Source organism: Saccharothrix syringae (assembly GCF_009498035.1).
GTDB lineage: Bacteria > Actinomycetota > Actinomycetes > Mycobacteriales > Pseudonocardiaceae > Actinosynnema > Actinosynnema syringae.
In genome coordinates, this window is the sequence record NZ_CP034550.1 from 8,418,820 (window position 1) to 8,443,393 (window position 24,574).

The window sequence follows — 24,574 nt, forward strand, 5'->3', positions numbered from 1 at the left end:
GAACGGCCGACGATGCGGGAGTGGGTGGCGAGCGCCGTCAACCGCACCCGGAGCATCGACGGCGAAGAGCTCCAGCGGGTTGTCCGCGAGGTTCGCGAAGAAGACGACGAGGTCTTCAGCTCGCGCAGCCAGGTCGAGCACAGGCTGGTGCAGTTCGCCAGCGGCCTGACCACGACGGACCCGCTGATCGACCTCAACGGCTTCCGCGACCCGTCGGCCCCGAGCACGTTGGTGGCGCTGCACGCATGCCGCGCCGAAGCCCACCCAGGACCCTGAACACGCGGAAGGCGGCCGCCGGAACCCCGGCGGCCACCAGGCGAAACCCCTTACCAGCCCCGCTCGGCCAACCGGTGCGGCTGCGGGATCTCGTCGACGTTGATGCCGACCATCGCCTCACCCAGCCCGCGCGACACCTTGGCGATCACGTCGGGGTCGTCGTAGAAGGTGGTCGCCTTCACGATCGCCTCGGCCCGCTGCGCCGGGTTCCCGGACTTGAAGATCCCCGACCCGACGAACACGCCCTCCGCACCGAGCTGCATCATCATCGCCGCGTCGGCCGGGGTGGCGATGCCACCGGCGGTGAACAGCACGACCGGCAGCTTCCCGGCCTCCGCGACCTCCCGCACCAGCTCGTACGGCGCCTGCAGCTCCTTCGCCGCCACGTACAGCTCGTCGGCCGGCAGGTTCTGCAGCCGCCGGATCTCCGCGCGGATCTTGCGCATGTGCGTGGTGGCGTTGGAGACGTCACCGGTGCCGGCCTCGCCCTTGGACCGGATCATCGCCGCGCCCTCGGTGATCCGCCGCAGCGCCTCGCCCAGGTTCGTCGCGCCGCACACGAAGGGCACGGTGAACTGCCACTTGTCGATGTGGTTGGCGTAGTCGGCCGGGGTCAGCACCTCGGACTCGTCGATGTAGTCGACGCCCAGCGACTGGAGCACCTGGGCCTCGACGAAGTGGCCGATGCGGGCCTTGGCCATCACCGGGATGGACACCGCGTTGATGATGCCGTCGATCATGTCCGGGTCGCTCATCCGGGACACGCCGCCCTGCGCGCGGATGTCGGCGGGCACGCGCTCCAGCGCCATGACGGCCACGGCGCCCGCGTCCTCGGCGATCTTGGCCTGCTCCGGGGTGACCACGTCCATGATCACGCCGCCCTTGAGCATCTCCGCCATGCCCCGCTTGACGCGGGAAGTACCGGTGACCTGGGCGCCGGTGTCGGGTGAAGTGGTCACGGCCAACCTTTCCAACTCGAAGTGGGACGTCACCCATGGTAAGGCGGACGTGGACCGCCGAAGCAGGCCAATTCGACACGTTCTCGGCAGTCCACTTCGCGTCCCCGCCCAGGTGGTGGCGCACGCCACGTCCCGGCAAGCCGAACCGGGCGGATTCCTCCTGCCGGGTTGGGTGTGACCGCTTGGGGTTGTCCTGCACGCCCGGCGGGTGTGAGATCGAACACTAATCACTTGTGGAGGGTGGTCCCATGGGTTCCAAGCAGTCCGACAACGGCCACTCGGCAGGCGCGGTCGCTGTGGACGACCCGGCCAAGGTCCGCAACGTCGTGCTGGTCGGCCCGTCCGGCTCCGGCAAGACGACGCTCACCGAGGCCCTGCTCGCCCGCACCGGCGTCCTGACCCGAGCGGGCTCCGTGGTCGAGGGCAACACGATCTGCGACCACGACCCGGCGGCGGTCCGCCAGCAGAGGTCGGTCGGCCTCTCCGTCGCCCCGGTCCGGCACGGCGACATGAAGATCAACTTCATCGACACCCCCGGCTACGCCGACTTCGTGGGCGAGCTGCGCGCCGGGCTGCGCGCCGCCGACGCGGCGCTGTTCGTGGTCAGCGCGGCGGAGGGCGTGGACGCCACCACGGTCGCGCTGTGGGAGGAGTGCGCGGCCGTCAACATGCCGCGCGCCGTGGTGATCGCCCGGTGCGACCACCAGCGGGCCGACGTGCTCGCCGAGGTCGCCGCCTGCCAGGCCGCGTTCGGCGCGGGCGTCGTGCCGCTCTACCTGCCCGACGACGGCGACGGCCTGGTCAACCTGCTCACCACCGACGACCCCGCGCACGAGGAGCGGCGCAACGCGCTCATCGAGGGGATCATCGCGGAGAGCGAGGACGAGACCCTGATGGACCGCTACCTCGCCGGCGAGGAGGTCGACCAGGCCACGCTGGTCGCCGACCTGGAGACCGCCGTGGCGCGCGGCTCGTTCCACCCGGTGCTGCCGGTGTGCTCGATGACCGGCCTCGGCCTGCCCGAGCTGCTCGACGGCATCACCCGCGCCTTCCCCTCGCCCCTGGAGCACCCGCTGCCCGAGGTCACCGACGTGGACGGCATCCCGCACCCGCGCCTGGCCGCCGACCCGGACGGCCCGCTGGTCGCCGAGGTCGTGCGCACCGCCGTCGACTCCTACGTCGGCCGGGTCTCGCTGGTGCGCGTGTTCTCCGGCACCCTGCGCCCCGAGCGCCCGGTGCACGTGTCCGGCCACGGCATGGCCGACCGGGGCCACGAGGACCACGACGCCGACGAGCGGGTGGCGCACGTCTACTCGCCGCTGGGCGCGAACCTGCGCGAGGTGCCCTACTGCGTGGCGGGCGACCTGTGCGCGCTGACCAAGCTCGGCTCCGCCGAGACCGGGGACACGGTGTCCGCGCCGGAGAAGCCGCTGCTGGTGGCGCCCTGGCGGATGCCGGAACCGCTGCTGCCGGTGGCCATCGTGCCGCGCAGCCGCAGCGACGAGGACAACCTGGCCCGCAACCTCGGCAAGCTCGTGGCGGGCGACCCCACGCTGCGCCTGGAGCGCAACGCCGAGACCCACCAGCTCGTGCTGTGGTGCATGGGCGAGGCGCACGCCGACGTGGTGCTGGCGCGGTTGCGCGCGGGCGGCGCGGAGGTCGACACCGAGCCGGTCCGGGTGGCGCTGCGCGAGACGTTCGCCGCGCCGGCCAAGGGCCACGGGCGGCACGTCAAGCAGTCCGGCGGGCACGGCCAGTACGCGGTGTGCGACATCGAGGTCGAACCGCTGCCGCGCGGCTCGGGCTTCGAGTTCGTGGACCGGATCGTGGGCGGCGCGATCCCCAACCAGTTCATCCCGAGCGTGGAGAAGGGCGTGCGGGCGCAGTTGGAGCGCGGTCTCCAGGGCGGCCACCCGGTGGTCGACGTCCGGGTCACCCTCGTCGACGGCAAGGCCCACTCCGTCGACTCCTCCGACGCCGCGTTCCAGACCGCCGGCTCCCTGGCCCTCAAGGACGCCGCGGGCAACGGCAGGACGTGCCTGCTCGAACCCGTGGAGGAGATCTCCGTGCGGCTGCCCGACGAGCACCTGGGCACCGTGCTGGGCGACCTGTCCGGCCGCCGCGGGCGGGTGCTGGGCACGGAGGCGGACGGCAGCGGCTGCACGGTCGTGCGCGCCGAGGTGCCCGCCACCGAGCTGCTGCGCTACGCCGTCGAGCTGCGCTCGCTCACCTCGGGCACGGGCACCTACACCCGCCGGTTCAGCCGGTACGACCCGCTGCCGCAGAACCTGGTCGCCCAGGCGAAGTGACCCCGGCGCGCGGGCGGGCCACCGGGGTGACCCGCCCGCGCGCGCTCACGTGTTGCGCGGGAAACCGAGGTTCACGCCGCCGTGCGAGGGGTCGGGCCACCGGCCGGTGACCACCTTGGTGCGGGTGTAGAAGTGCACGCCGTCCGGCCCGTAGGCGTGCGAGTCGCCGAACAGCGAGTCCTTCCACCCGCCGAACGAGTAGTAGGACACCGGCACCGGGATGGGCACGTTCACGCCCACCATGCCCACCTCCACCTCGTGCTGGAACCGCCGCGCCGCGCCGCCGTCACCGGTGAAGATCGCCGTGCCGTTGCCGTAGGGGTTGGCGTTGACGACCTCCAGCGCCTCGTCGTAGGACGCGACCCGCAGCACCGACAGCACCGGCCCGAAGATCTCGTCCCGGTAGACCGACGTGCCCGTGCCGACGTGGTCGAACAGCGTCGGCCCGAGCCAGAACCCGCCCTCCTCGCCGTCGACCGGGTGCTCCCGCCCGTCCACCACCAGCGTCGCGCCCTCGGCCACCCCCGCGTCCACGTAGGACAGCACGCGGTCCCGGTGCGCGCCGGTCACCAGCGGGCCCATCTCGCAGCCGGGCCGGCGGCCGTCGCCGACGTGCAGCCCCCGCACCCGGTCCACGATCTTGGCCACCAGCTCGTCGCCGACCGGGTCCACGGCCACCACGACCGAGATCGCCATGCACCGCTCCCCCGCCGAGCCGAACCCGGCCGACACCGCCGCGTCCGCCGCCAGGTCCAGGTCCGCGTCCGGCAGCACCACCATGTGGTTCTTCGCGCCGCCCAGCGCCTGCACGCGCTTGCCGTGCCGCGTGCCGGTCTCGTAGACGTACCGCGCGACCGGCGTGGAGCCGACGAACGAGACCGCCTTGACGTCGGGGTGCTCCAGCAGCCGGTCCACGGCCGGCTTGTCGCCGTGCACCACGTTGAGCACGCCGTCGGGCAACCCGGCCTCGGCGAACAGCGCGGCGATGAAGTTGGCCGCCGACGGGTCCTTCTCCGACGGCTTGAGCACCACCGCGTTGCCGCACGCGATGGCGTTGGGCACGAACCACAGCGGCACCATGGCGGGGAAGTTGAACGGCGAGACCACCCCGACCACGCCCAGCGGCTGCCGGATCGAGTACACGTCGACGTTGGTGGAGGCGTTCTCGCTGAACCCGCCCTTGAGCAGGTGGGGGATGCCGCACGCGAACTCCACGGCCTCCAGCGCGCGCTGCACCTCGCCGGCCGCGTCGGACAGCACCTTGCCGTGCTCGGCGGTGACGATCGCGGCCAGCTCGTCCTTGCGGGCGTTGAGCAGCTCCCGGAAGGCGAAGACCACGTTCGCGCGCTGGGCCAGCGACGCGCCCCGCCACCGGGTGAACGCCTCGCGCGCCACGGCCACCGCCTCGTCCACCACGGCGGCGTCGGCGAGGTCGACGCGCGCGGCCACCCGCCCGGTCGCCGGGTCGTGCACGTCGCCGGTGCGCGCGCCCTCCCGGTCCCACGGCTTACCGCCGATCCAGTGGGTGATCCTCTGCTCGGCGGTCACAGCACGGCCTCCAGGGTGTCCAACGCCTCTTCCACCTCGTCCTCGGTCACCGTCATGGGCGGCGCGAGCCGGATGACGTTGCCGTACAACCCGCCCTTGCCCACCAGCAGGCCGCGTTCCCGCGCGCCCTCCAGCACCGCGACGGCCTTCGCGGCGTCCGGCTCGCCCTGCGGGCCCACCAGCTCGACCCCGACCATCAGCCCCTTGCCGCGCACGTCGCCCACTGCCGGCCGGTCCTCGGCGATGCGCCGCAGCCCGCCGATCAGCCGGTCGCCGAGCTTGGCCGCGTTGGCCTGCAAGTCGTTGTCCAGCAGGTAGTCCAGGGTGGCCAGGGCGCCGGTGGTGGCCAGCGGGTTGCCGCCGAAGGTGGACAGCGAGTGCGCGTCCAGGCAGTCCATCACCTCGCCGCGCGCCACCACGCCGCCGATGGCCAGGCCGTTGCCCAGGCCCTTGGCGAAGGTCATCGCGTCCGGGGTGACGCCGTGCGCCTGGATGCCCCAGAAGTGCTCGCCGGTGCGGCCCCAGCCGGTCTGCACCTCGTCGGAGACCAACAGGATGCCGTACTCGTCCAGGACCTCCTTGAACGCGGCGAACAGGCCGTCCGGCGGCGAGGAGAACCCGCCGACGCCCTGGATCGGCTCGACCACCAGGCACGCCACGTCGCCGGCGGTCGCCGTGGCGATCACCTCGCGCAGGTCGGCCACGCACGCCTTGACGTAGTCGGCGTCGGGGAGGTCCTTGAACGGGCTGCGGTACCGGTAGCCGCCGTGCACCCAGGCGACCTTGACCGGGCTCAGCGAGGACGCCGACCAGGCCCGGTTGCCGGTGATCGCGACGGTGGCGAACGCGCGGCCGTGGTAGGAGTTGCGCAGCGCCAGCACCTGGTCGCTGCGGCGGTACCGGGTGGCCAGCATGAGCGCGGTCTCGTTGGCCTCGGTGCCCGAGTTGGTGAAGAACACCTTGGCGTCCGGGATGCCCGACAGCTCCGCGACCTTCTCGGCCAGCTCCACCTGCGAGCGGATCAGGTAGAGGGTGGAGCTGTGCACCACGCCGGTGGCGAGCTGCGACCGGATCGCGTCGGAGATCTCGGCCACGTCGTAGCCGATCGCGTTGGTCAGGATGCCGGCGAAGAAGTCGAGGTAGGTGCGGCCCTCGCCGTCGGTGACGCGCCTGCCGCTCGCGCTCGCGATCTCGATCGGCCGGTCGTAGTACAGGGCCATCCAGTCGGGCATCACCGCGCGGTGCCGGGCCAGCAGCTCCTCGTGTCCCATGGCGTCCTCCGGTCCTCGGTCCTGCCCATGGAGTCTGCTGGGCGGGCCGTGGGGCCGCCATGGACAACCTGTACCGCTTTTCGGCACGCCGGATTACGTTGTGTCCGTGTACCCGACCGTCGCCGAGGCGCTCGCCCTGCCCGTGGTCCGCCGGGGCGGGCCCACCGTGGTCGCGGGCGCGGCCGGGATGGGGCGGCGGGTGCGCTGGGTGCACGCGGCCGAGGTGGCCGACATCGCGCACCTGCTGCGCGGCGGCGAGCTGGTGCTGACCACCGGCATCGCGCTGCCCGAGGACCCGGAGGGGCTGGCCGGGTACGTGGCCGAGCTGGCGGCGGTGGGCGCGGCCGGGCTGGTGGTGGAGCTGGTGCGGCGGTGGAGCGACGAGGTGCCGGGCGCGCTGGTGGCCGCCGCCGAGCGGCACGAGCTGCCGCTGGTCACGCTGTCCCGGGAGACCCGGTTCGTGTCGGTGACCGAGGCCGTGGTGGCGCTGATCGTGGACGCGCAGCTGGCCGAGCTGCGCGCGGCCGAGCAGGTGCACGAGGCGTTCACCGCGCTGACCGTGGCCGGTGCCGAGCCCGCCGAGGTGCTGCGGGAGGTGGCGCGGACCTCCGGGCTGCCGGTGGTGCTGGAGACGCTGGGGCACGACGTGCTGGCCTACGACGCGGCCGGGCAGGACCCGACCGCGCTGCTGGCCGACTGGGGGCAGCGGTCGCGGGCGGTCGCGGTGGCCGAGCGGACCGCCTACCACGAGGCGTCCGGGTGGCTGGTGACCGTGGTGGGCGCGCGGGGCGCCGACTGGGGCAGGCTGGTGCTGGTCACGCCCGAGGCGCCGCCGCACCGGCACGTGGTGGTGGCCGAGCGGGCGGCGTCGGCGCTGGCCGTGCACCGGCTGGTGGCGCGGGACCGGGAGTCGCTGGAGCGGCAGACCCACCGGACGCTGCTGACCCAGTTGCTCGGGCAGCCGCCGGCGGACCTGCCGGCCCGGGCCGCCGCGCTGGGCGTGCCCCTGGACCGGCGGCAGCTGGTCGGCGTGGCGATCCGGCCGGGCGCGGCGACCGCGCCCGCGCAGGCCCTGGCCACCCAGGAGGTGCTGCGGGACCTCGCCGAGGCGACGGCGCTGGCGGCTCGGCGGGTGACGGTGCCCGCACTGGTCGGCGTGGTCGACGACACGAGCGTGCGGGCGTTGCTCTCGTTGCCGCCGCAGGCCGGGCTGACCGGTGTGCTGCGGCGGTTGGCGCGGGAGGTGCACCGGACGGCGGCGGGCACGCAGCACGCGCTGCCGGTGGTGGTGGCCGTCGGCACGACCGTGACCGGCCTGGCCGACGTGCGGCGATCATTGGGCGAGGCGGCGCACGTCGCCGGTGCGGCGTTGCGGTCGCCGGGTTCCCGGCTGTACCACCGGCTGGACGACGTGCGCCTGCGCGGGCTGCTGCACCTGCTGCGGGAGGACGAGCGGGTGCGGGCGTTCGCGGACCGGGAACTCGGGCCGCTGCTGGCGCGGGACGACAACCAGGGCAGCCGCCTGGTGGAGCTGCTGCGGTGCTACTGCGAGCACGGCGGCAACAAGTCCGCCGCGGCCGCCGCCGCGCACCTCTCGCGGACCGCGTACTACCAGCAGTTGGCCCGGATCGAGCAGGTGCTCGGGGTGTCCTTGGAGGACCCGGAGTCGGTGCTGTCGCTGTACGTCGCGCTGCTGGTGCACCAGGCGGGCGGGCGGGACCCTCAGCTGCCCCGCCCGCCCTCGGCGGCGGACTAGACCTTCCGCGACTGCACGACCGGACCGGCGGGGCCCTCAGCCTGCCCCGCTCCCGGCGAACCGGAACTCCACCACCGGACCAGCAGGACCCACAGCCTGCCCCGCCCCCGGCAGCGAACCGGAACCCCACCACCGAACCAGCAGGACCCACAGCCTGCCCCGCCCCCGGCGGCGAACTCGAACTCCACCACCAGACCAGCAGGACCCACAGCCTGCCCCGCCCCCGGCGGCGAACCCGAACTCCACCACCGAACCAGCGGGACCCACAGCTCGCCCCGCGCCCGGCGGCGAACTAGGGCAGCGTCGGCGCCTGCAGCGGCAGGTCGGTGAGACCCGGCACCGGCAGGGCCGGCGCCTCGGGGGCGGCCAGGCCCGGCGTCAGCGCCCGTTCCTGGGGCGCGGCCGGCGCGGCGGGCACGGCCGGCAGCGCGCCCGGCGCGGCCAGCTCCGGCAGGCCGACCCCGGCGGGTGCCGCGACCTGCGGCGCCTTGGTCTCCGGCATCGAGGCGGCGGCGGGCGCCGGCAGCTGGAGCGAGTGCCCGGAGAGCAGGTCGGTGCGGGGCGTGACGACCTGCTCGCCGACCTCGGGCGAGTAGCCGACGCCGTCCACCAGGTCGGTGGGGGCCTCGGCGGCGTTGGCGGCGGACGCGAGGAGCGGCGAGGCGCCGGCGGCGAGCAGGGCGGCGGCACGCAGGAGTCCGCGCGTGCGGTTTCCAGACACGGTGTTCCTAACCTGGTCGGGGACCATCAACTGACCCCTACTGCATCGGCCGCCGCCAAACCGCTCCACAGGTGCACGATCAGGTGACTGACGCTCCGTGTTGCCGCCACCCGATCGGGTCAGAATGGCCCTGTGGACGACTTACGCAACACCACGGGCCCGGTGCACGGGCACGTGGTCCAGGCCGGCACGATCAACGGCGGCGTGCACCTGTCCGGTCCACCGGCGCGGCCCGTCGGCCGGCTCCCGCCCGCCGTGCCGCACTTCGTGGGGCGCGCCGACGAACTGGCCCTGCTGACCGCCCGGCTCGGCGCCGCGCCGATCACGGTGGTCACCGGCACCGCGGGCGTCGGCAAGACCACCCTCGCGGTGACCTGGGCGCGCTCGGTGGCCGACCGCTTCCCCGACGGCGTGCTGTACGCGGACCTGCGCGGGTTCGACCCGCTCGGCCCGGTCGACCCGGCCACCGCGGTCCGCGGCTTCCTCGACGCGTTCGCCGTCCCGGCGCAGGAGGTCCCCACCGACCCCGACGCGCAGGCGGCCCTCTACCGCAGCCACGTGGAGGGCAGGCGGGTGCTGGTGCTGCTGGACAACGCGCGCGACCCCGAGCAGGTGCGCCCGCTGCTGCCCGGCAGCGCCACCTGCGCGGTCGTGGTCACCAGCCGCAACCGGCTCAGCGGCCTGGTGGCGCGCGAGCAGGCGGGCCGCTGCTCCCTGGGGCCGCTGTCCGCGGCGGAGTCGCGCGACCTGCTGTCGGCCCACCTCGGCCCGGCGCGGGTGGCGGCGGAGCGGCGGGCGGTGGACGAGCTGGTCGAGCGCTGCGCGCGGCTGCCCATCGCCCTGGCCATCGCCGGCACCAGGGCCGTGGACGCGCGGCACGCGGACCTGGTCGAGGTGGTCACCGAGCTGGCGGAGCTGTCGGAGCTGTCCACGGGCGACGGCGAGCGCACCGACCTGCCCACGATCTTCGGCTGGTCCTACCGCGTGCTGTCCCCGCCCGCGGCCCGGCTGTTCCGCCTGCTCGGCCTGCACCCCGGCCCGGACTTCGGCCTGCCCGCCGCGGCGAGCCTGCTCGGGGCGCCGCTCCCGGACACCCGGCGCCTGCTGCGCGAGCTGACCGGGGCCTCGCTGCTCGAAGACCACGCCAGGGGCCGCTACCGGTTCCACGACCTGCTGCGCGAGTACGCCGCCGGGCGGGCCGAGGCGGAGGAACCGGCCGGGGCGCGGCACGCGGCCGTCCTGCGGCTGCTCGACCACTACCTGCGCACGAGCTTCGCCGGGGAGCGGCAGCTCTACCCGCACCGCGACCCGATCGCCCCGGGACCGCCGGCCGGGGGCGCGGTCACCGTGCCGGTCACCGACCTCCCCTCGGCGTGGGACTGGTTCACCACCGAGCACGCGAACCTGCTCGCCGCGCTGTCCCTCGCCGAGCGCACGGGGTGCGCAGGCCACGTGTGGCGGCTCGCCTGGAGCATGTCGTCCTACCTGGGTCGCAGCGGGCGCTGGCAGGACTGGGAGGCGACCCAGCGGCAGGCGCTGGCCGCCGCGGCCGGGCCGGGGGCCGAGGCGCTGGTGCTGCGCGTGCTCGGCCGGGTGTTCACCCTCAGCGGTCGCTACGGCGAGGCGGTCGAGGTGCTGGAGCGGGCGCTGGCGCTCCCCGTGGACCTGGCGCACACGCACGAAGCGCTCAGCCTGGCCCACGAGCGGCGAGGAGCGCCGGCCGAGGCGCTGGACCACGCGCGCACCGCCGTGGCGCTCAGCGCTCAAGGCGGCAACCGGCTCCGGCGGACCAGCGCGCTCGTCCAACTGGGCCGGGCGCTCGTGGCCTCGGGCGAGCCGGCCGAGGCGCGTGAACACCTCACCCGCGCGGTGGACGCCCTCGCGGGTGCGGACGACCGGATCAGCCTGGCCGATGCCACCGAGGCGCTGGGCCGGGCGAGCCTGCACTCGGGCGACCACACCGGGGCGCTCGCGCGCTTCGCGGAGGCCCTGGCGTGCTACCGCGAGTTCGGCGACCGCTGGTCCGAGGCGCACACGACGGCCCGCGTCGGCGAGGCGTGGTCCGGCCTGGGCGACCTCGACCGGGCCCGCTACGCGTGGCAGGCGGCGTCCGAGCTGTTCGCGCTGATCAACCACCCCGAGGCCGCGAGGTGGCGGGACCGGGTGTGAGAAAAGGCCCCGCGGTCCACCCGTCCGCCGAAACGGGGAACCGCGGGGCCACCCGCCCCCTCAGGCGGTTCGTGGGCCGCCACGGGCCCGTGCCGGGGAGACTGGCGGCACGGACCCGCGGCGGCTTCCCCCGGGACTAGGGGTTCGTCACCCCGAGCGCGTAGCCGCCGGAGCCGCTGGACGCGTGCACCCGGTAGCGGTAGTACCCCGCGGTGCCGTTGCAGGTCACCGTCTCGCTCGCCGACGGGCTGTCGCCCTCGGCCACGTCGACCCGCGCGCCGCCGTTCGGCCGGAGCGCCTGCCCGCCGGCGGCCGGGGAACCGCGGTGGGTGGTCTCCGAGTCGCGGTGCCACCCGGTGGTCGACCCGGAGTGGTCGTTCACCAGGCCGCGCGGGGTGTTGCCCGGGAACGAGGAACCCCGGAACGAGCCGCTCGGGTCGGACGTCGACGCGCCGGTCGTGCCGCAGTGGCCCGCGGTGGCGAAGCCGCCGTCGACCGGGAAGCCGACCGAGCAGCGCGTGCCGCTGCCGGTGTTGTGGGCGTTGCCGCCGATCACGTCGATCAGCGGGCGCGGGGCCTCGGTCGTGGTGGCGTACCGGACCGCCGCCGCGCGGGCGCCCGAGGAGGCGGCGGACGCCCGCGCGGCGGCGAGCTGCGAGGGGTGCGACTCGACCACGACGGTGTCGGTGGGCAGGTCGACGTACCAGCCGGGCACCGACGCGGCGTTGGCGTCCAGGCCGAGGTCGCGCCGGGTGCCGGCCGCCGGCGGCGCCGCGACGAGCGCCCTCGCGGCAGTGGACATGGGGTTCTCCTCGGAGGAGTGCGGGGATTCCCCGTGAAAAGTAAATGCGCCGCCGCGAACCGGGTAATACCGCTTTGGTCATAAGACGGCGTGATGGCCCTTCACACGTTCGCGTGATGTCCGACCGTGCCGAACTCCGGGTGCGCCGCCAACCAGGACGCGTAGCGGGCGCTGCGCTCGGCGGTCTCCCGGTACGCCTCGGCGGCGTAGCGGAGCACCTGCGGCCCGAACGCGGCGGCCGGCCCCTCGGGGTCCCAGCCGATGAGGTGCCGCCAGCGCAGCGGCACGCCCGCCAGCGGCATGGTGACCAGGCCCGGGGTGTGGCGGAACGTCGGCTGGCACAGCACCACCGCGTCACCCCCGGCGGCCAGGTCGATGCACGCGGCCATGTCCACCTCGTACAGGGTGCGCGGCGTGAACCCGGCCCGGCTGCACGCGGCCACGAAGCAGTCGCCGAAGCACCCGTCGCCGGGCACCGCCGCCCACTGGGTGTCCGCCAGCGCCGCCAGGTCCACCTCCTCCAGCAGCGCGCTCGGGTGGTCCTCGGGCACCAGCACGAACACCGGCTCGACCGCGATCACGCTCCAGGTCAGCCCGTGGTCGGCGGGCGGCGGCGCGTCGCCGCACACCCCGACCAGCACGTAGTCGAGCCGGCCCGCGGCGACCATGGCCGCCAGCTCGTCGTTGGACCACGACACCTGGGTGGACACGGGCGAGCCGGGGTGCTCCTCGGTCAGCCGGTGCACCAGGCCGCCGAGCATCGGGCCGTTGACCGCGCCCACCCGGTGGCGCTCGCCGGGCTCGCCGTCGTCGACCAGGCGCAGCGCGTCCTCCTGGAGGCGGGAGAACGCCGGCAGCAGCACGCGCGCCCGCTCCAGCACCAGCTCGCCCAGCGGGGTGGGCCGGGCACCCTTGTGGTCGCGCTCGAACAGCCTGCCGCCGAGCAGCGCCTCGATCCGGTGGAGCTGCGCGGTCAGGGCGGGCTGGGCGAGGCCCAGCACCGAGGCCGCCTTGGAGAGGCTGCCGGCGTCCGCGATGGCGCAGACGACGCGCAGGTGGCGCAGTTCGAGCTTCATCCGACCGAAGGTAGGACACCGGCAACGAGCAGTCGACCGCCTGGCGACCATCACCCGAACAGGAGGGTCGCGTTCCGTATTTTTACGGACCGCTCCGATTACGCACCGCACTATTGTTCGGCCATCCGAATACGGGGGGTATTCATGGCACTACAGCCCGCACCACCGCGGCACCTCGGCCGCCGCTGGGTCGCCCGACTGGTCGACTGGCTCCTCCCGCTGGTGCTCACCTCGCCGCTGTGGTTGGTCGGCCTCGGCCACCTCCAGCACAGCGCGGCGTTCAGCGCCGCCTCGGTGGTCGACGACAGCGTGCTGGGCCTGCTCACCCTGCGGTGGGGCGACGCGGGCGACAGCGCGGGCGCCGGCCTGGCCGAGGTCTGGGGCACCGCGGTCGCCACGGTGGTGGCCGTCGTGGTCGCGCAGGTCCTGGTCGTCGCCGCCTACGACTTCGTCGCCCACGCGTGGCTGGGGCGCACCCTGGGCAAGGCGATCACCTCGCTGTCCGTCGTGCCCGTCGACGGCTCGCGGCGGATCGGGCCGGCACGCGCGCTCACCCGCTCGGCGCTGACCGTGCTGCTGCCGGGTGCCGGGTGGGCGGTGCTGATCGCCGGGGTGCTCGACCTCGACGTGCCGCTGGTGCTGCTGGGGTCGGCGCTGGTGGTGCTGTCGTGCGTGGAGTGCCTGGCGCTGCGCGGCCCCCGGTGCTGGCACGACCGCAGGGCCGGCACCGTGGTCCAGCCGGTGGACTGGGCGGCCAAGCTCGCCGCCGTCCGGGACTCGGGCGCGTGGGCGCTGGCGCAGCGCGCGCCGGGCCGGGTGCTGGAGCAGGGGTTGGCGCTGCGGGACCGCTTCGGCCCCGGCCGCGAGGGGCCGCGACCGCCCCGATAGCGCAACCGCCTCGGCAACCCGAACGCGCGACACCGCTCCCGGCCACCACCGGCCGGGAGCGGTGTCGCGCGTTCGGGCGTGGTCCGCGCGCCGGGCCGGGCACCGCGCGCCCGCAACGGGCAAGTTGTGCGCTGATCATGCCAAGCGTGGACACTCTGACACTGCCCAACCGCGTAGCCCGACCGGAGGATGCCGGGATGGAAAAGGCGCCGAATCGCCCGTCCGAAGGGTGTTCCACGAGCGTAACAGGGGAGTAATCGCATGGTCCTAGACCCCGCAACGCAGGTCACAGCGGCCCCCGACGGCCGCGTCGAACTGCGCGACCACACCCCGATCGCGGACAGCCCGCACTACAACCCGGAACTGGCCCCGGTGCCGCTGCGCGAGCGCACCTGGACGACCTACAACTTCTTCGCCCTGTGGATGGGCATGGCGCACAACATCCCCAGCTACACGCTCGCCGCGTCCCTGGTGGCGCTGGGGATGGACTGGCTCCAGGCGTTCCTGACCATCACCCTGGGCAACCTGATCGTGTTGATCCCGATGCTGCTCAACAGCCACGCCGGCACCAAGTACGGCATCCCCTTCCCGGTGTTCGCCCGCGCCTTCTACGGGGTGCGCGGCGCGAACCTGGTGGCGCTGCTGCGGGCGTTCATCGCGTGCGCGTGGTTCGGCATCCAGACGTGGGTGGGCGGCAAGGCGCTGCACGTGATCGTCGGCAGGCTCGCCGGCGACGGCTGGGTGCACGCGCCGGTCGTGCTGGGCCAGGTGTGGACGCTGTGGCTGTGCTTCCTGGCCTTCTGGGTGGTGCAGATGCTGATCATCTGGCGGGGCATGGAGGCCGTCCGGCGGTTCGAGAACTGGACCGCGCCGCTGGTCAGCGTCGGCTTCCTGGTGCTGCTGGGCTACGTGGCGGTCAAGGCGGGCGGGTTCGGGCCGATCCTGGCCGAGCCGTCGCGGCTGGGCTGGGGCGCGGAGTTCTGGCAGGTGTTCTTCCCGGCGCTGATGGGCATGATCGCGTTCTGGTCGACGCTGTCGCTGAACATGCCCGACTTCACCCGGTTCGGCGGCAGCCAGCGCAAGCAGGTGGTCGGCCAGCTGCTGGGCCTGCCCACCACCATGTCGTTCATCGCGATCGTGGCCATCCTGACCACCTCCGGCGCGATGGCGCTCTACGGCGAGGCGATCTGGGACCCGGCGGAGCTGGCCAGCCGCTTCGACTCGACCTCCGTCGTGCTGGTGGCCCTGGTGTCGCTGGTGCTGGCGACGGTCTCGGCGAACCTCGCGGCCAACGTGGTCAGCCCGTCCTACGACTTCTCCAACGCCTTCCCGAAGCGGATCAGCTTCGCGGTCGGCGGCCTGATCACCGGCGTGGTCGGCGTCGTCATCCAGCCGTGGCGGCTGATCTCCGACCCGAACATCTACATCTTCGCGTGGCTGGGCTTCTACGGCGGCCTGCTGGCGTCCGTGGCGGGCGTGTTCATCGCCGGCTACTGGGTGCTCGCCCGCACGAACCTCGACCTGACCGACCTCTACCTGTCCGGGCGCGGCGCCTACTGGTTCCGGGCGGGCTGGAACCCGCGCGCGGTGGTGGCCACCGCGGCCGGTTCGCTGCTGGCCGTCGGCGGCGCGCACGGCGGGCCGTTCCCGGCCGACGGCCTGATCCCGCCCCTCAAACCGCTCTACGACTACAACTGGGTCGTCGGCCTGGTCGTCGGCCTGCTCGTCTACCTGGCGCTGGCGCCACGGAGGGAGAACGCGTGAGCATCGTCCGGGCAGGTCTGGTCCAGCAGAGGTGGACCGGCGACAAGGATTCGATGATCGCCAACGCGGTCGAGGCGATCCGCTCCGCGGCGTCGCAGGGCGCGCAGGTGGTGTGCCTCCAGGAGCTGTTCTACGGGCCGTACTTCTGCCAGGTCCAGGACGCCGACTACTACTCCTACACCGAGGGCGTCCCGGACGGGCCGACCACCGAGCTGATGTGCCGGGTGGCCGAGGAGAACGGCGTCGTGCTCGTCGTGCCGGTGTACGAGCAGGAGCAGCCCGGCGTCTACTACAACACCGCCGCCGTGATCGACGCCGACGGCACCTACCTCGGCAAGCACCGCAAGAACCACATCCCGCAGGTCAAGGGGTTCTGGGAGAAGTTCTACTTCAAGCCCGGCAACCTCGGCTACCCGGTGTTCGACACCGCCGTGGGCAAGGTCGGCGTCTACATCTGCTACGAGCGGCACTTCCCCGAGGGCTGGCGGATGCTGGGCCTGAACGGCGCGCAGATCGTGTTCAACCCGTCCGCGACCAGCCGCGGCCTGTCGGAGTACCTGTGGCGGCTGGAGCAGACGTCGGCGGCCGTCGCCAACGAGTACTACGTGGGCACGATCAACCGCGTCGGCGTGGAACCGCTGGGGGACAACGAGTTCTACGGCCAGTCCTACTTCGCCGACCCGCGCGGGCAGCTCGTGGGCGAGGCGGCCTCGGACACCGAGGAGGAAATCGTGGTCCGGGACCTGGACATGGACCTGCTGGCCGAGGTCCGCGACCTGTGGGCGTTCTACCGCGACCGGCGCCCGGACACCTACCAGGGGCTGGTGCAGCCGTGAGCATCCTCATCAAGGGCGGCACGGTCGTCAACGCCACCGGTGCCGTGCGGGCCGACGTGCTGGTGGACGGCGAGCGGATCGCCGCGCTGCTCGCGCCCGGCTTCCCGCTGGAGGCCGACCGGGTCGTCGACGCCACCGACAAGTACGTCATCCCCGGCGGCGTCGACGCGCACACCCACATGGAGATGCCGTTCGGCGGCACCTCCTCCGCCGACACCTTCGAGACCGGCACGGTCGCCGCCGCGTGGGGCGGCACCACCACGATCATCGACTTCGCCGTGCAGACCAAGGGCACCTCGCTGCTGGCCGCCCTGGACACGTGGCACCAGAAGGCCGAGGGCAGCTGCGCGGTCGACTACGGGTTCCACATGATCGTCTCCGACGTCAACGAGACCTCGTTGAAGGAGATGGAGTCCTGCGTCGCCGCGGGCGTGAACACCTTCAAGATGTTCATGGCCTACCCCGGCGTCTTCTACGCCACCGACGGCGAGATCCTGCGCGCCATGCAGAAGGCCCGGGAGACCGGCTCGACGATCATGATGCATGCGGAGAACGGCATCGCGATCGACCAGCTCGTGGCGCAGGCGCTCGCGCGGGGCCGCACCGACCCGGTCGAGCACGGCCTGACCCGGCCGCCCGAGCTGGAGGGCGAGGCCACCTCGCGCGCCATCGCGCTGGCGAAGGTCACCGGCTCGCCGCTCTACATCGTGCACCTGTCCGCCGCCCAGGCGCTGGACGCGGTGGCCGAGGCGCGCGACACCGGGCAGAACGTGTTCGCCGAGACGTGCCCGCAGTACCTGTACCTGTCGCTGGAGGACCTGGCGCGGCCGGGCTTCGAGGGCGCGAAGTACGTCGCCTCTCCCCCGCTGCGGCCCAAGGAGCACCAGTCGGAGCTGTGGCGCGGCCTGCGCACCAACGACCTGTCGGTGGTGTCGACCGACCACTGCCCGTTCTGCTTCAAGGACCAGAAGGAGCTGGGGCGCGGCGACTTCGCCAAGATCCCCAACGGGATGCCGGGCGTGGAGCACCGGGTGGACCTGCTGCACCAGGGCGTGGTCAAGGGCGAGATCAGCCTGGAGCGGTGGGTGGAGATCAGCTCCACCACGCCCGCCCGGATGTTCGGCCTGCACCCGCGCAAGGGCGTCATCGCGCCCGGCGCGGACGCCGACGTCGTGGTGTACGACCCGCGCGCCACGCAGGTCATCTCGGCGGCCACGCACCACATGAACGTCGACTACTCCGCGTACGAGGGCATGGAAATCACCGGAAAGGTCGACACCGTGCTGTCCCGCGGTCGTGTCATCGTGGACGGCTCCGGTTACCGGGGGTCGACCGGGCACGGCCGGTTCCTGTCCCGCGAGCTGAACCAGTACCTGGTCTAGGAGGCGCTGTGGACTTCGGTGTGGTGCTGCAGACCGACCCGCCCGCGCGGGACGTGGTGAAGGGGTTCGAGGCGGCCGAGGGCAACGGGTTCCGCCACGGCTGGACGTTCGACTCGTGCGTGCTGTGGCAGGAGCCGTTCGTCATCTACTCCCAGGTGCTGGCGGCGACGTCGTCGCTGGTGGTGGGCCCGATGGTGACCAACCCGAGCACCCGGGACTGGTCGGTGACCGCGTCGCTGTTCGCCACCCTCAACGACATGTTCGGCAACCGCACGGTGTGCGGCATCGGCCGGGGCGACTCCGCGCGCCGGGTGATCGGGCAGCCGCCCGCGTCGCTGGCCACCCTGGGCCGGGCCATGACGGTGATCAAGGAGCTGGCCGAGGGCCGGGAGGTCGAGCACCACGGCACGCCGGTCCGCATCCCGTGGGTGCGCGACGGGAAGCTGGAGATCTGGATGGCCGCCTACGGGCCCCGCGCGCTGCGGATGGTCGGCGAGCAGGCCGACGGGTTCATCCTCCAGACCGCCGACCCGGACATCGCCCGGTGGACGATCGGCGCGGTGCGGGAGGCGGCGGTGGCGGCCGGGCGCGACCCGGCGGCGATCACGATGTGCGTGGCGGCACCCGCGTACGTCGGCGACGACCTGCCGCACCAGCGCGACCAGCTCCGCTGGTTCGGCGGGATGGTCGGCAACCACGTGGCGGACCTGGTCGCCCGGTACGGCGACTCGGGCGCGGTGCCCAAGGCGCTGACGGACTACATCAAGGACCGCGAGGGCTACGACTACAGCCACCACGGCCGGGCGGGCAACCGGTCGACCGATTTCGTGCCGGACTCGATCGTGGACCGGTTCTGCCTGGTCGGGCCCGCTTCGGCGCACGTGGAGCGGTTGGCGGAACTGGCGGGGATCGGCGTGGACAACTTCGCGCTGTACCTGATGCACGACGAGAAGGACAAGACGCTGGCCGCCTACGGGGCCGAGGTGATCGGGCGGGTGTGACGGCGTGCGCCGGTCCCCGGACCGCCCGGGGACCGGCGCACCCGGTCGGCGCTCGGGGTGTCCTCACACCGCCTGGGCCGCGCAGGGCGACGTGGCACCGGCGGCGACGGCCGTCCCGGCGGAGGTCGCGGTGGGGCCGGTGACCGGGGGGCCTCCGGACGCGAGGCGGTTCCCGTTGCAGGAGTAGGTCCGGAACGAGTCGCCGAGCCGGAAGACGAACAGCAGGTAGTCGTACCCGACGCCCAGCCTGGTGCCGCACACCGTGCTGTGGACCGGGGTCTCGACCGTGACGACCCCGACGGGCACGTCACCCTTGTACTCGGTGCCGACCCTGATCATGTAGAGGTACTTGTCGTCGCCGGACACGTTCGGGTCCCCCATGTCGGGGACCTCGGCGAGCACGACGCCGGTGAACACGTGGTCGACCCGCGCGTAGCGCTTCGCCTCGGTGTCCTGGGAGGGGCAGGTGCAGGCGTTGGCCGTGCCGACCGACACCACCACCATCCCGGTGAGCAACACCAGCACACCGGCCGCGCGCGCTAAAAAGCGAAAAAGCATGGAGGACCTCCCGCAGGGACGACAACGGCGCTGTGGCGGTGTTCTTCCAGAATAACCGCCCAGCCCGGAAGAACAGACGCCCGCTGGTATGCCGACCACTCCGGCGAACAGCGCAGCGGAATTCCGCGGAGCAATTTTCGTCAAGTCCGACCGCCTTCCGGTCAGCTCGGCGCCCCGTCCTCCCGGCAAGGCGGCTCATAAGGCAGGTCCGGCAGGTAGGTGCTCCACTCGTGCGACGTGATCGGGGCACCCGTATTGCGGCAGATGTCGGCGATAACAGCCTCTTCATCGGTCCGCCAGAACCGCACGACCCGATCCCCGCCCCCGGCCACCAGCAAATCCTCCCGGGGGTGGAACGCGGCCGCGTCGAGCGGCGAACCGCCGGCCGCCAGGACCGCGACGCGCTCGGGCCGCAGGGGGTCGTGCACGTCCCACAGCCAGGTGGTCCCGTCGATCACCGCGGCGGAGAGCAGCGGCCTGGTCGGGTGGAACGACAGTTCGATGATCCGCCCGGTGGCGCCGGTGATCGGCTGCCCCAACCGGCGCGGCGCACCCGGGTCGCCGACGTCCCACAGCACCGCGGTCCCGTCGACCCCGCCGACCGCCAGCAGCGTCCCGCCGGGGTTGAACACCGCGCTGTAGGCGTAGCTGGTGAGCCCGTCCAGTTGGGCACGCCCGCGCAGCGCGTCCGGATTCGTCACGTCGAGCAGGTAGGCGTGGCCGTCCGCGCTGGCCGCCGCCAGGTACGCGCCCGACGGGTGCCAGTCCAGGTCCAGCACCGCGCCGCGCGCCTCCTGGATCGTCGAGCGCAGCCGCGGCCGGCGCGGGTCCCCGACGTCCCAGACGCGCACGACCGCGTCGCGCCCCGCCACGGCCAGCAGCGGCCCGTTCGGCTGGAACGCCACCGCCGTGACCGGCCGGTCCCCGCCGGGCAGCGTCACGGACCCGCCTCCGGAGTACAGCACCACGTCACCGCCGAAGGTGCCGGCGGCCAGCAGGCCGCCGTCCGACGAGATGGCGCCCGCGCCGCTCAGCGACGGGTCGTCGATCCGCGTGCCGGGCACCCACCCGGAGGTGTCCCAGGTGGCCAGGCCGCCCTCGGCGAAGACCGCGAGCCACCTGCCGTCCCGGCTGAAGGTGGTGTCGCCGATCGGCGCGGACATCCGCCGGGGGAACACCTCCGACAGCGCCCACTCGCGCAGGGCGCCGTCGGTGGCGACCGACGCCAGGGTCGCGCCGTCGTCGGTGAACTCGGCCCACGTGACCACGTCGGGGTGGGGCAGCGTGCGCGCGGTCGCCCAGGTCGCGGTGTCCAGCACCCGGATCGTGGAGTCGGAGCTGCCCGCGGCGAGGTGGCGGCCGTCGGGGCTGAAGGCCACCGTGGTCACCTGGAAGTTGAACAGGCCGGGCAGCACCACGTCCGCCTCGGGCGACGGTGACGACGAGTCGCGCCACACCCGCAGCGCGCGGTCGTGCGAGCCGGTGACCAGGGCGCCGCCGTCCGGGGCGAACGCGATCGCGGGCACCGTCAGCTCACCGGAGCGCAGCACGGCGACCTGCCCGGCGGTGCCGGTGGTGCGCCACAGGTGGACCGTGCCCGCGTCGGTGCCGAACGCCAGCCTGTCGCCCGTGGCGTCGTAGGTGACCGTGCGCACGGGGCTGGTGGACGGCAGGTGGGCCAGCCGCCGGGGGTTGCGCGGCTGGTCCACGGCCCACCGGACCACCCCGTCGTCGCCGGCGGCGGCCAGCTCGCGGCCGGTGGGGTCGATGTCCAGCCGCTGGACGGGCCCGGCCGGGCCGTCGGTCAGGACGGCGAGCTGCCGCGGCACGTGCGGGTCGGACACGTCCCACAGCACCACGCGCGCCAGCGTGTCACCGACCGCCAGGAGGCGGTCGTCGGGCGAGAGCGCGAGCGCGTACACCTTCGCGTCCGGGGCGACGGGCGGGATGGTGCCGGCGCGGGTGAGCCGCCGGCCCGTCCCGGTCAGCAGCCGCACCGTGCCGTCGGTGGCGTCGCTCACCGCGGTCAGGCCGCCGTGGGCGGACGTGGCCAGGGCGATCGGCCCGGCGCCGCCCGGGTAGCGGACCGGGACGGGCACCGAGGAGTACTCCAGCAGGGCCGACCTGGCCTCGGTGGTCCGCGCGACCCGGTAGCCGGCCACGGAGAGCTGCGCGGCCAGGGCCGGGTCGGTCTCCCGGAGCTTCTGGGCGGTCAGCGCGATCTGCCGGGACAGCGCGGTGTCGCGGGCGCGCAGCGCCTCCGTGCGCGCCGCACCCGCCATCGCCGCGAGCACGCCCGCCACGAGCGTGCCCACGACGGCGAGGACCGCCAGCACGCGCAGCCGCCGGACGCCCCGGCGCCGGGTCGCCCGCTCGCGCCGGGCGCGGGCGACGCTCTCGTCCAGGAACTCCCGCTCCACCGCGCTCAGCCGCAGGGTGTCCGACACCGGGCCGGCCTGCGACCGCATGACCTCCAGCCGCACCCCGGTGACCAGCGCGGACGGGTCGCGCCCGTTCTCCACCCAGGTCCGGGCCGCCTCGGCGATCCGCCGGTGGGCGCGCAGCGCCGCGCGGCCCTCGTCGATCCAGCCGCGCAGCCTCGGCCAGGCGGTCAGCACCGCGTCGTGCGCCAGCGAGACGACGTCGCCGTCGACGGTGAGCAGGCGGGCGTCGGCGAGCCGGGCGAGGACCAGCTCCGCGTCCCGGGCCACTGCGCGCAGCTCGGCCAGCGGCACGTGGCGCCGGGTGGCCGCGCCGCCCTCCTCGACGGCGACGAGCCTCAGCAGCAGTTCGGCGGCCAGGCCGCGCTGGTGCGCGGCGAGCGAGTGGTAGGCCGCCTCCGCGGTCTGCACGACGGCGCCGTCGAGACCGCCGGCCGCGGTGAACCCGGCGAGGGTGAGCACGTCACCGCGCCGCCGCCGCCACGTCTCCAGCAGCGCGTGGGACAGCAGCGGCAGCACGCCGGCCTGCCCCTTGGCCTCGTTGACGACGGTGGCCAGCAACGCCCGCTCCACCGACAGGCCCACGGCCGCCGCCGGGCGGCTCACCGCCTCGCGCAGCTCCTCGGCGTCCATCGGGCCGACCAGCACCTGGTTCTCCCGCAGCACCGCGGCCAGGCCGGCGTGCTCGGCGCAGTGCCCGTAGAAGTCGGCCCGCACGCTGAACAGCAGCCGGAAGCACCCGTCCGGCCGCCGCGCGAGCGCCAGGACCTCGTCGGTGAAGCGCAGCCGCTCGTCCGGGTCGCAGGCGGTGAACAGCTCCTCGAACTGGTCGACGACGAGCAGCAGCGCGGAGCCGTCGGGCAGGCCGTCGACGGTGTCGTGCAGCGCGGCCAGGGCGTCGGCGGGTTCCCCGGCGTCGGGCAGGACGGCGGCCAGGGCGGCCCACGGGTCCTCGCCGGGCGTCATGACCAGCGGTCGGACCCCGGCCCCGGCGGCGGCCAGCGCGGGCAGCACCCCGGCCGCGAGCAGCGACGACTTCCCCGCCCCGGACGCGCCCAGCACCGCGGTCACCGGGTGGCCGGACACCCGCGCCACCACGTCGGCGACCAGCCGCCCGCGGCCGAAGAAGAGGTCCGCGTCCTCGGTCCGGAAACCGGCCATCCCGCGATAGGGCGCCCGCCCGGGACCGCCGGCCGACCCGGCGTCCCCCTGCCCGGCGACCGCGGCCGAGGCGACCCGCCACCTGGCCGTCCACTCCTGCTCGTCACCGCCGCACGCCCGCACGTAGGCGAGCGTGGTGGCCAGCGTCGGCAACCGCCGTCCGGCCGCCGCCGACGACAACGTCGCCACCGACAACCCGCACCGCTGGGAAAGCCCCCGATAGGTCAGCCCGCCCGCCTGCCGGCGCAATTCCCGCAATTCTGCGGCGAATCCCTGGACCACCCCCGCCGCCGGGTCCAACGGCGACTCCGGACGTGGCACGATCCACCACCCCCCGTGGTGAAATATTATTCATGTTCATGTCCGGCGCGGCGTCCTGGCTCCCCCTTCCGCGCCGAACATCGTTGTTCAAGGGCGTTGACGCTACCGAACAACTACCAGGTCAGGGAGGCTTCGGTGGCCGGTTCACCCGATTCCACCTCCGACCGCCGAGAACCGCCATGGGGGGGACAGGTCGACGCGGGAGGAGTTGCCACAGGGGGGAAGAACGCCTTCCCCGCCCGGGTCCGGGCGGGGAAGGCGTTCTTGATCCGGGATCAGCGCCGCGGCAGCCCACCGAGGAAGGCGCGCCACGAGGTCGGGGTGAAGGCCAGGCGCGGGGCGGTGTTCTTCGAGTCCCGCACGCCGACCGCCTCCGACGCGAACGCCACCTCCACGCAGTTGGTGTTGGCCCCGCCGCTGTAGCTGCTCTTACGCCAGCGCCTCGCCTCCGAACTCACGCTGTTCCTCCCGCAGTCGGTCGTAGCGGTTCGCCCACCTGGCGAACACCGACCGCGATTGTTCCTCACTCAGCGCCACCCGGTCGAGGTCCTTGCACGCCCGCCGGAATCGGTCGGTGGTCTCGATGTCGTCCGAGAACACCGACACCGGCCCTGTCTCGGCGTACGAGACGGGTGAGTGGTCGGCGAAGGTCATGAAGGTGAAGGCCGAGAGCAGCGATGCGGGCAGTTGAATCGTGAGGCTCACCAGCCTCACCCCGCCGCGGAACAGCAGTTGCAGCATCTGCTCGTACATCACCTGCGGACCACCCACCATGTGGTGCAGCGCCGATTCGAGGATGAAGAAACGTCCCTCGGGAGGCAGGGGTCGGTTGAAGATCCGCTGTCGGATCATGCGCTCGGCCACGCGGTGTTCACCGACCGTCGCCTCCATCAGTGCGCGGGCGTAGTCCTCGGTCTGAAGGAGTCCGGGTATGTCAATGATCTCGTATGCCCAGATCACCGTGGCACTCTGCTCGTGCAGGATGAGGGCGCGCAGGTTGTCGGGCATGGCGAGTTCGTGCTTCCTTACCAGGTGGCCCGTGTTCAGCTCACGGGCCAGCTCCATGATGTGGTCGAAGGTGGCCTGGTCGGCGTGGAGGCTGCCGACGTAGCGGGCGATGTCCAGCGGACTGGTGCCGCGCATCCCGCGTTCCAGTTTGGATATCTTCCCCGGCGACCAGCCCAATTCCTCGGCGAGGGCGTTGAAGCCGACGGCGGAACTGCGACGGGCCCGACGGAGGGCGTCCCCCAGTTCCCGACTGAGCGCATTGGACGCACGTGATTCCATACGGGCACGCTAGGGGTGTTTGACCAGGAGGTTCCAGCAAGAGGCCAT

General features: G+C 73.5%; 19 protein-coding genes. 9 read left to right on the forward strand and 10 right to left on the reverse strand.

What is annotated here, in order from left to right:
* Positions 1-12 precede the first annotated feature (12 nt).
* Positions 13-276, forward strand: coding sequence for a hypothetical protein (locus EKG83_RS34895; RefSeq protein ID WP_033431880.1), 264 nt, complete (start codon positions 13-15; stop codon positions 274-276).
* 50 nt (positions 277-326) lie between these two features.
* Here the strand turns inward: EKG83_RS34895 and pdxS are convergent, their stop codons facing one another.
* Positions 327-1,235 (reverse strand): pyridoxal 5'-phosphate synthase lyase subunit PdxS, encoded by a 909-nt coding sequence (pdxS, locus tag EKG83_RS34900; protein WP_033431881.1) that lies wholly within the window; start codon positions 1,233-1,235, stop codon positions 327-329.
* Positions 1,236-1,483: 248 nt separating this feature from the next.
* On the opposite strand from pdxS, the gene EKG83_RS34905 reads away from it, so the two are divergent.
* Positions 1,484-3,544: an elongation factor G-like protein EF-G2 gene (locus EKG83_RS34905; RefSeq protein ID WP_033431882.1), complete on the forward strand. Its 2,061-nt coding sequence runs from the start codon at positions 1,484-1,486 to the stop codon at positions 3,542-3,544.
* A gap of 45 nt (positions 3,545-3,589) precedes the next feature.
* Here EKG83_RS34905 and EKG83_RS34910 read toward each other — a convergent pair whose 3' ends face one another.
* Entirely contained in the window at positions 3,590-5,092 is a 1,503-nt protein-coding gene (locus EKG83_RS34910; RefSeq protein WP_033431883.1) for a CoA-acylating methylmalonate-semialdehyde dehydrogenase, read from the reverse strand.
* A complete protein-coding gene (locus tag EKG83_RS34915) occupies positions 5,089-6,363 on the reverse strand; it encodes an aspartate aminotransferase family protein (RefSeq protein ID WP_033431884.1) in 1,275 nt (424 codons plus the stop codon). Before EKG83_RS34915 ends, EKG83_RS34910 begins: the two co-directional genes overlap by 4 nt.
* 106 nt (positions 6,364-6,469) lie before the next feature.
* Between EKG83_RS34915 and EKG83_RS34920 the strand changes: the two genes are divergently transcribed.
* Complete coding sequence (locus tag EKG83_RS34920; protein WP_033431947.1) at positions 6,470-8,119, forward strand: PucR family transcriptional regulator; 1,650 nt, start codon at positions 6,470-6,472, stop codon at positions 8,117-8,119.
* A 292-nt stretch (positions 8,120-8,411) separates the two neighbouring features.
* Here EKG83_RS34920 and EKG83_RS34925 read toward each other — a convergent pair whose 3' ends face one another.
* The gene (locus tag EKG83_RS34925; protein ID WP_033431885.1) at positions 8,412-8,840 is read right to left on the reverse strand and encodes a hypothetical protein; all 429 of its coding nucleotides are present in this window, start codon (positions 8,838-8,840) and stop codon (positions 8,412-8,414) included.
* Between the two features lie 132 nt (positions 8,841-8,972).
* Here EKG83_RS34925 and EKG83_RS34930 point away from each other — a divergent pair, with 132 nt between their 5' ends.
* The gene (locus tag EKG83_RS34930; protein ID WP_153278653.1) at positions 8,973-11,009 is read left to right on the forward strand and encodes an ATP-binding protein; all 2,037 of its coding nucleotides are present in this window, start codon (positions 8,973-8,975) and stop codon (positions 11,007-11,009) included.
* A gap of 136 nt (positions 11,010-11,145) precedes the next feature.
* On the opposite strand, the gene EKG83_RS34935 is transcribed toward EKG83_RS34930, so the two are convergent.
* Positions 11,146-11,811 (reverse strand): alpha-lytic protease prodomain-containing protein, encoded by a 666-nt coding sequence (locus EKG83_RS34935; RefSeq protein ID WP_051766119.1) that lies wholly within the window; start codon positions 11,809-11,811, stop codon positions 11,146-11,148.
* A gap of 101 nt (positions 11,812-11,912) precedes the next feature.
* Positions 11,913-12,887 (reverse strand): LysR family transcriptional regulator, encoded by a 975-nt coding sequence (locus EKG83_RS34940; RefSeq protein WP_033431886.1) that lies wholly within the window; start codon positions 12,885-12,887, stop codon positions 11,913-11,915.
* A 144-nt stretch (positions 12,888-13,031) separates the two neighbouring features.
* Here EKG83_RS34940 and EKG83_RS34945 point away from each other — a divergent pair, with 144 nt between their 5' ends.
* From EKG83_RS34945 to EKG83_RS34965, 5 genes are all read left to right on the forward strand, one after another.
* Complete coding sequence (locus EKG83_RS34945) at positions 13,032-13,775, forward strand: RDD family protein (protein ID WP_084716564.1); 744 nt, start codon at positions 13,032-13,034, stop codon at positions 13,773-13,775.
* A gap of 261 nt (positions 13,776-14,036) precedes the next feature.
* Positions 14,037-15,539, forward strand: coding sequence for an NCS1 family nucleobase:cation symporter-1 (locus EKG83_RS34950; protein WP_051766123.1), 1,503 nt, complete (start codon positions 14,037-14,039; stop codon positions 15,537-15,539).
* Positions 15,540-15,592: 53 nt separating this feature from the next.
* Complete coding sequence (locus EKG83_RS34955; RefSeq protein ID WP_051766126.1) at positions 15,593-16,375, forward strand: nitrilase-related carbon-nitrogen hydrolase; 783 nt, start codon at positions 15,593-15,595, stop codon at positions 16,373-16,375.
* A complete protein-coding gene (hydA, locus tag EKG83_RS34960) occupies positions 16,372-17,757 on the forward strand; it encodes a dihydropyrimidinase (RefSeq protein WP_033431951.1) in 1,386 nt (461 codons plus the stop codon). The genes EKG83_RS34955 and hydA overlap by 4 nt, the downstream gene beginning before the upstream one ends.
* A gap of 8 nt (positions 17,758-17,765) precedes the next feature.
* The gene (locus EKG83_RS34965) at positions 17,766-18,758 is read left to right on the forward strand and encodes a TIGR03842 family LLM class F420-dependent oxidoreductase (RefSeq protein WP_033431888.1); all 993 of its coding nucleotides are present in this window, start codon (positions 17,766-17,768) and stop codon (positions 18,756-18,758) included.
* Positions 18,759-18,821: 63 nt separating this feature from the next.
* Here the strand turns inward: EKG83_RS34965 and EKG83_RS34970 are convergent, their stop codons facing one another.
* The 4 genes from EKG83_RS34970 to EKG83_RS34985 all read right to left on the reverse strand — a co-directional run bounded on the left by EKG83_RS34970 (position 18,822) and on the right by EKG83_RS34985 (position 24,526).
* Positions 18,822-19,277 (reverse strand): hypothetical protein, encoded by a 456-nt coding sequence (locus tag EKG83_RS34970; RefSeq protein WP_033431889.1) that lies wholly within the window; start codon positions 19,275-19,277, stop codon positions 18,822-18,824.
* A 200-nt stretch (positions 19,278-19,477) separates the two neighbouring features.
* Positions 19,478-23,239, reverse strand: coding sequence for an nSTAND1 domain-containing NTPase (locus tag EKG83_RS34975; protein ID WP_153278654.1), 3,762 nt, complete (start codon positions 23,237-23,239; stop codon positions 19,478-19,480).
* 275 nt (positions 23,240-23,514) lie between these two features.
* On the reverse strand, positions 23,515-23,697 hold the full coding sequence (locus EKG83_RS34980) for a DUF397 domain-containing protein (RefSeq protein WP_033431890.1): 183 nt from the start codon (positions 23,695-23,697) through the stop codon (positions 23,515-23,517).
* Complete coding sequence (locus tag EKG83_RS34985; protein ID WP_084716566.1) at positions 23,669-24,526, reverse strand: helix-turn-helix domain-containing protein; 858 nt, start codon at positions 24,524-24,526, stop codon at positions 23,669-23,671. The genes EKG83_RS34980 and EKG83_RS34985 overlap by 29 nt, the downstream gene beginning before the upstream one ends.
* Positions 24,527-24,574: the final 48 nt, after the last annotated feature.

Coding starts and splice junctions, on each gene's coding strand:
- EKG83_RS34940 (WP_033431886.1), bottom strand. CDS start 12,887: ATGAAGCTCGAACTGCGCCACCTGCGCGTCGTCTGCGCCATCGCGGAC.
- EKG83_RS34915 (WP_033431884.1), bottom strand. CDS start 6,363: ATGGGACACGAGGAGCTGCTGGCCCGGCACCGCGCGGTGATGCCCGAC.
- EKG83_RS34895 (WP_033431880.1), top strand. CDS start 13: ATGCGGGAGTGGGTGGCGAGCGCCGTCAACCGCACCCGGAGCATCGAC.
- EKG83_RS34950 (WP_051766123.1), top strand. CDS start 14,037: ATGGTCCTAGACCCCGCAACGCAGGTCACAGCGGCCCCCGACGGCCGC.
- EKG83_RS34985 (WP_084716566.1), bottom strand. CDS start 24,526: ATGGAATCACGTGCGTCCAATGCGCTCAGTCGGGAACTGGGGGACGCC.
- EKG83_RS34905 (WP_033431882.1), top strand. CDS start 1,484: ATGGGTTCCAAGCAGTCCGACAACGGCCACTCGGCAGGCGCGGTCGCT.
- EKG83_RS34955 (WP_051766126.1), top strand. CDS start 15,593: ATGATCGCCAACGCGGTCGAGGCGATCCGCTCCGCGGCGTCGCAGGGC.
- EKG83_RS34935 (WP_051766119.1), bottom strand. CDS start 11,811: ATGTCCACTGCCGCGAGGGCGCTCGTCGCGGCGCCGCCGGCGGCCGGC.
- EKG83_RS34945 (WP_084716564.1), top strand. CDS start 13,032: ATGGCACTACAGCCCGCACCACCGCGGCACCTCGGCCGCCGCTGGGTC.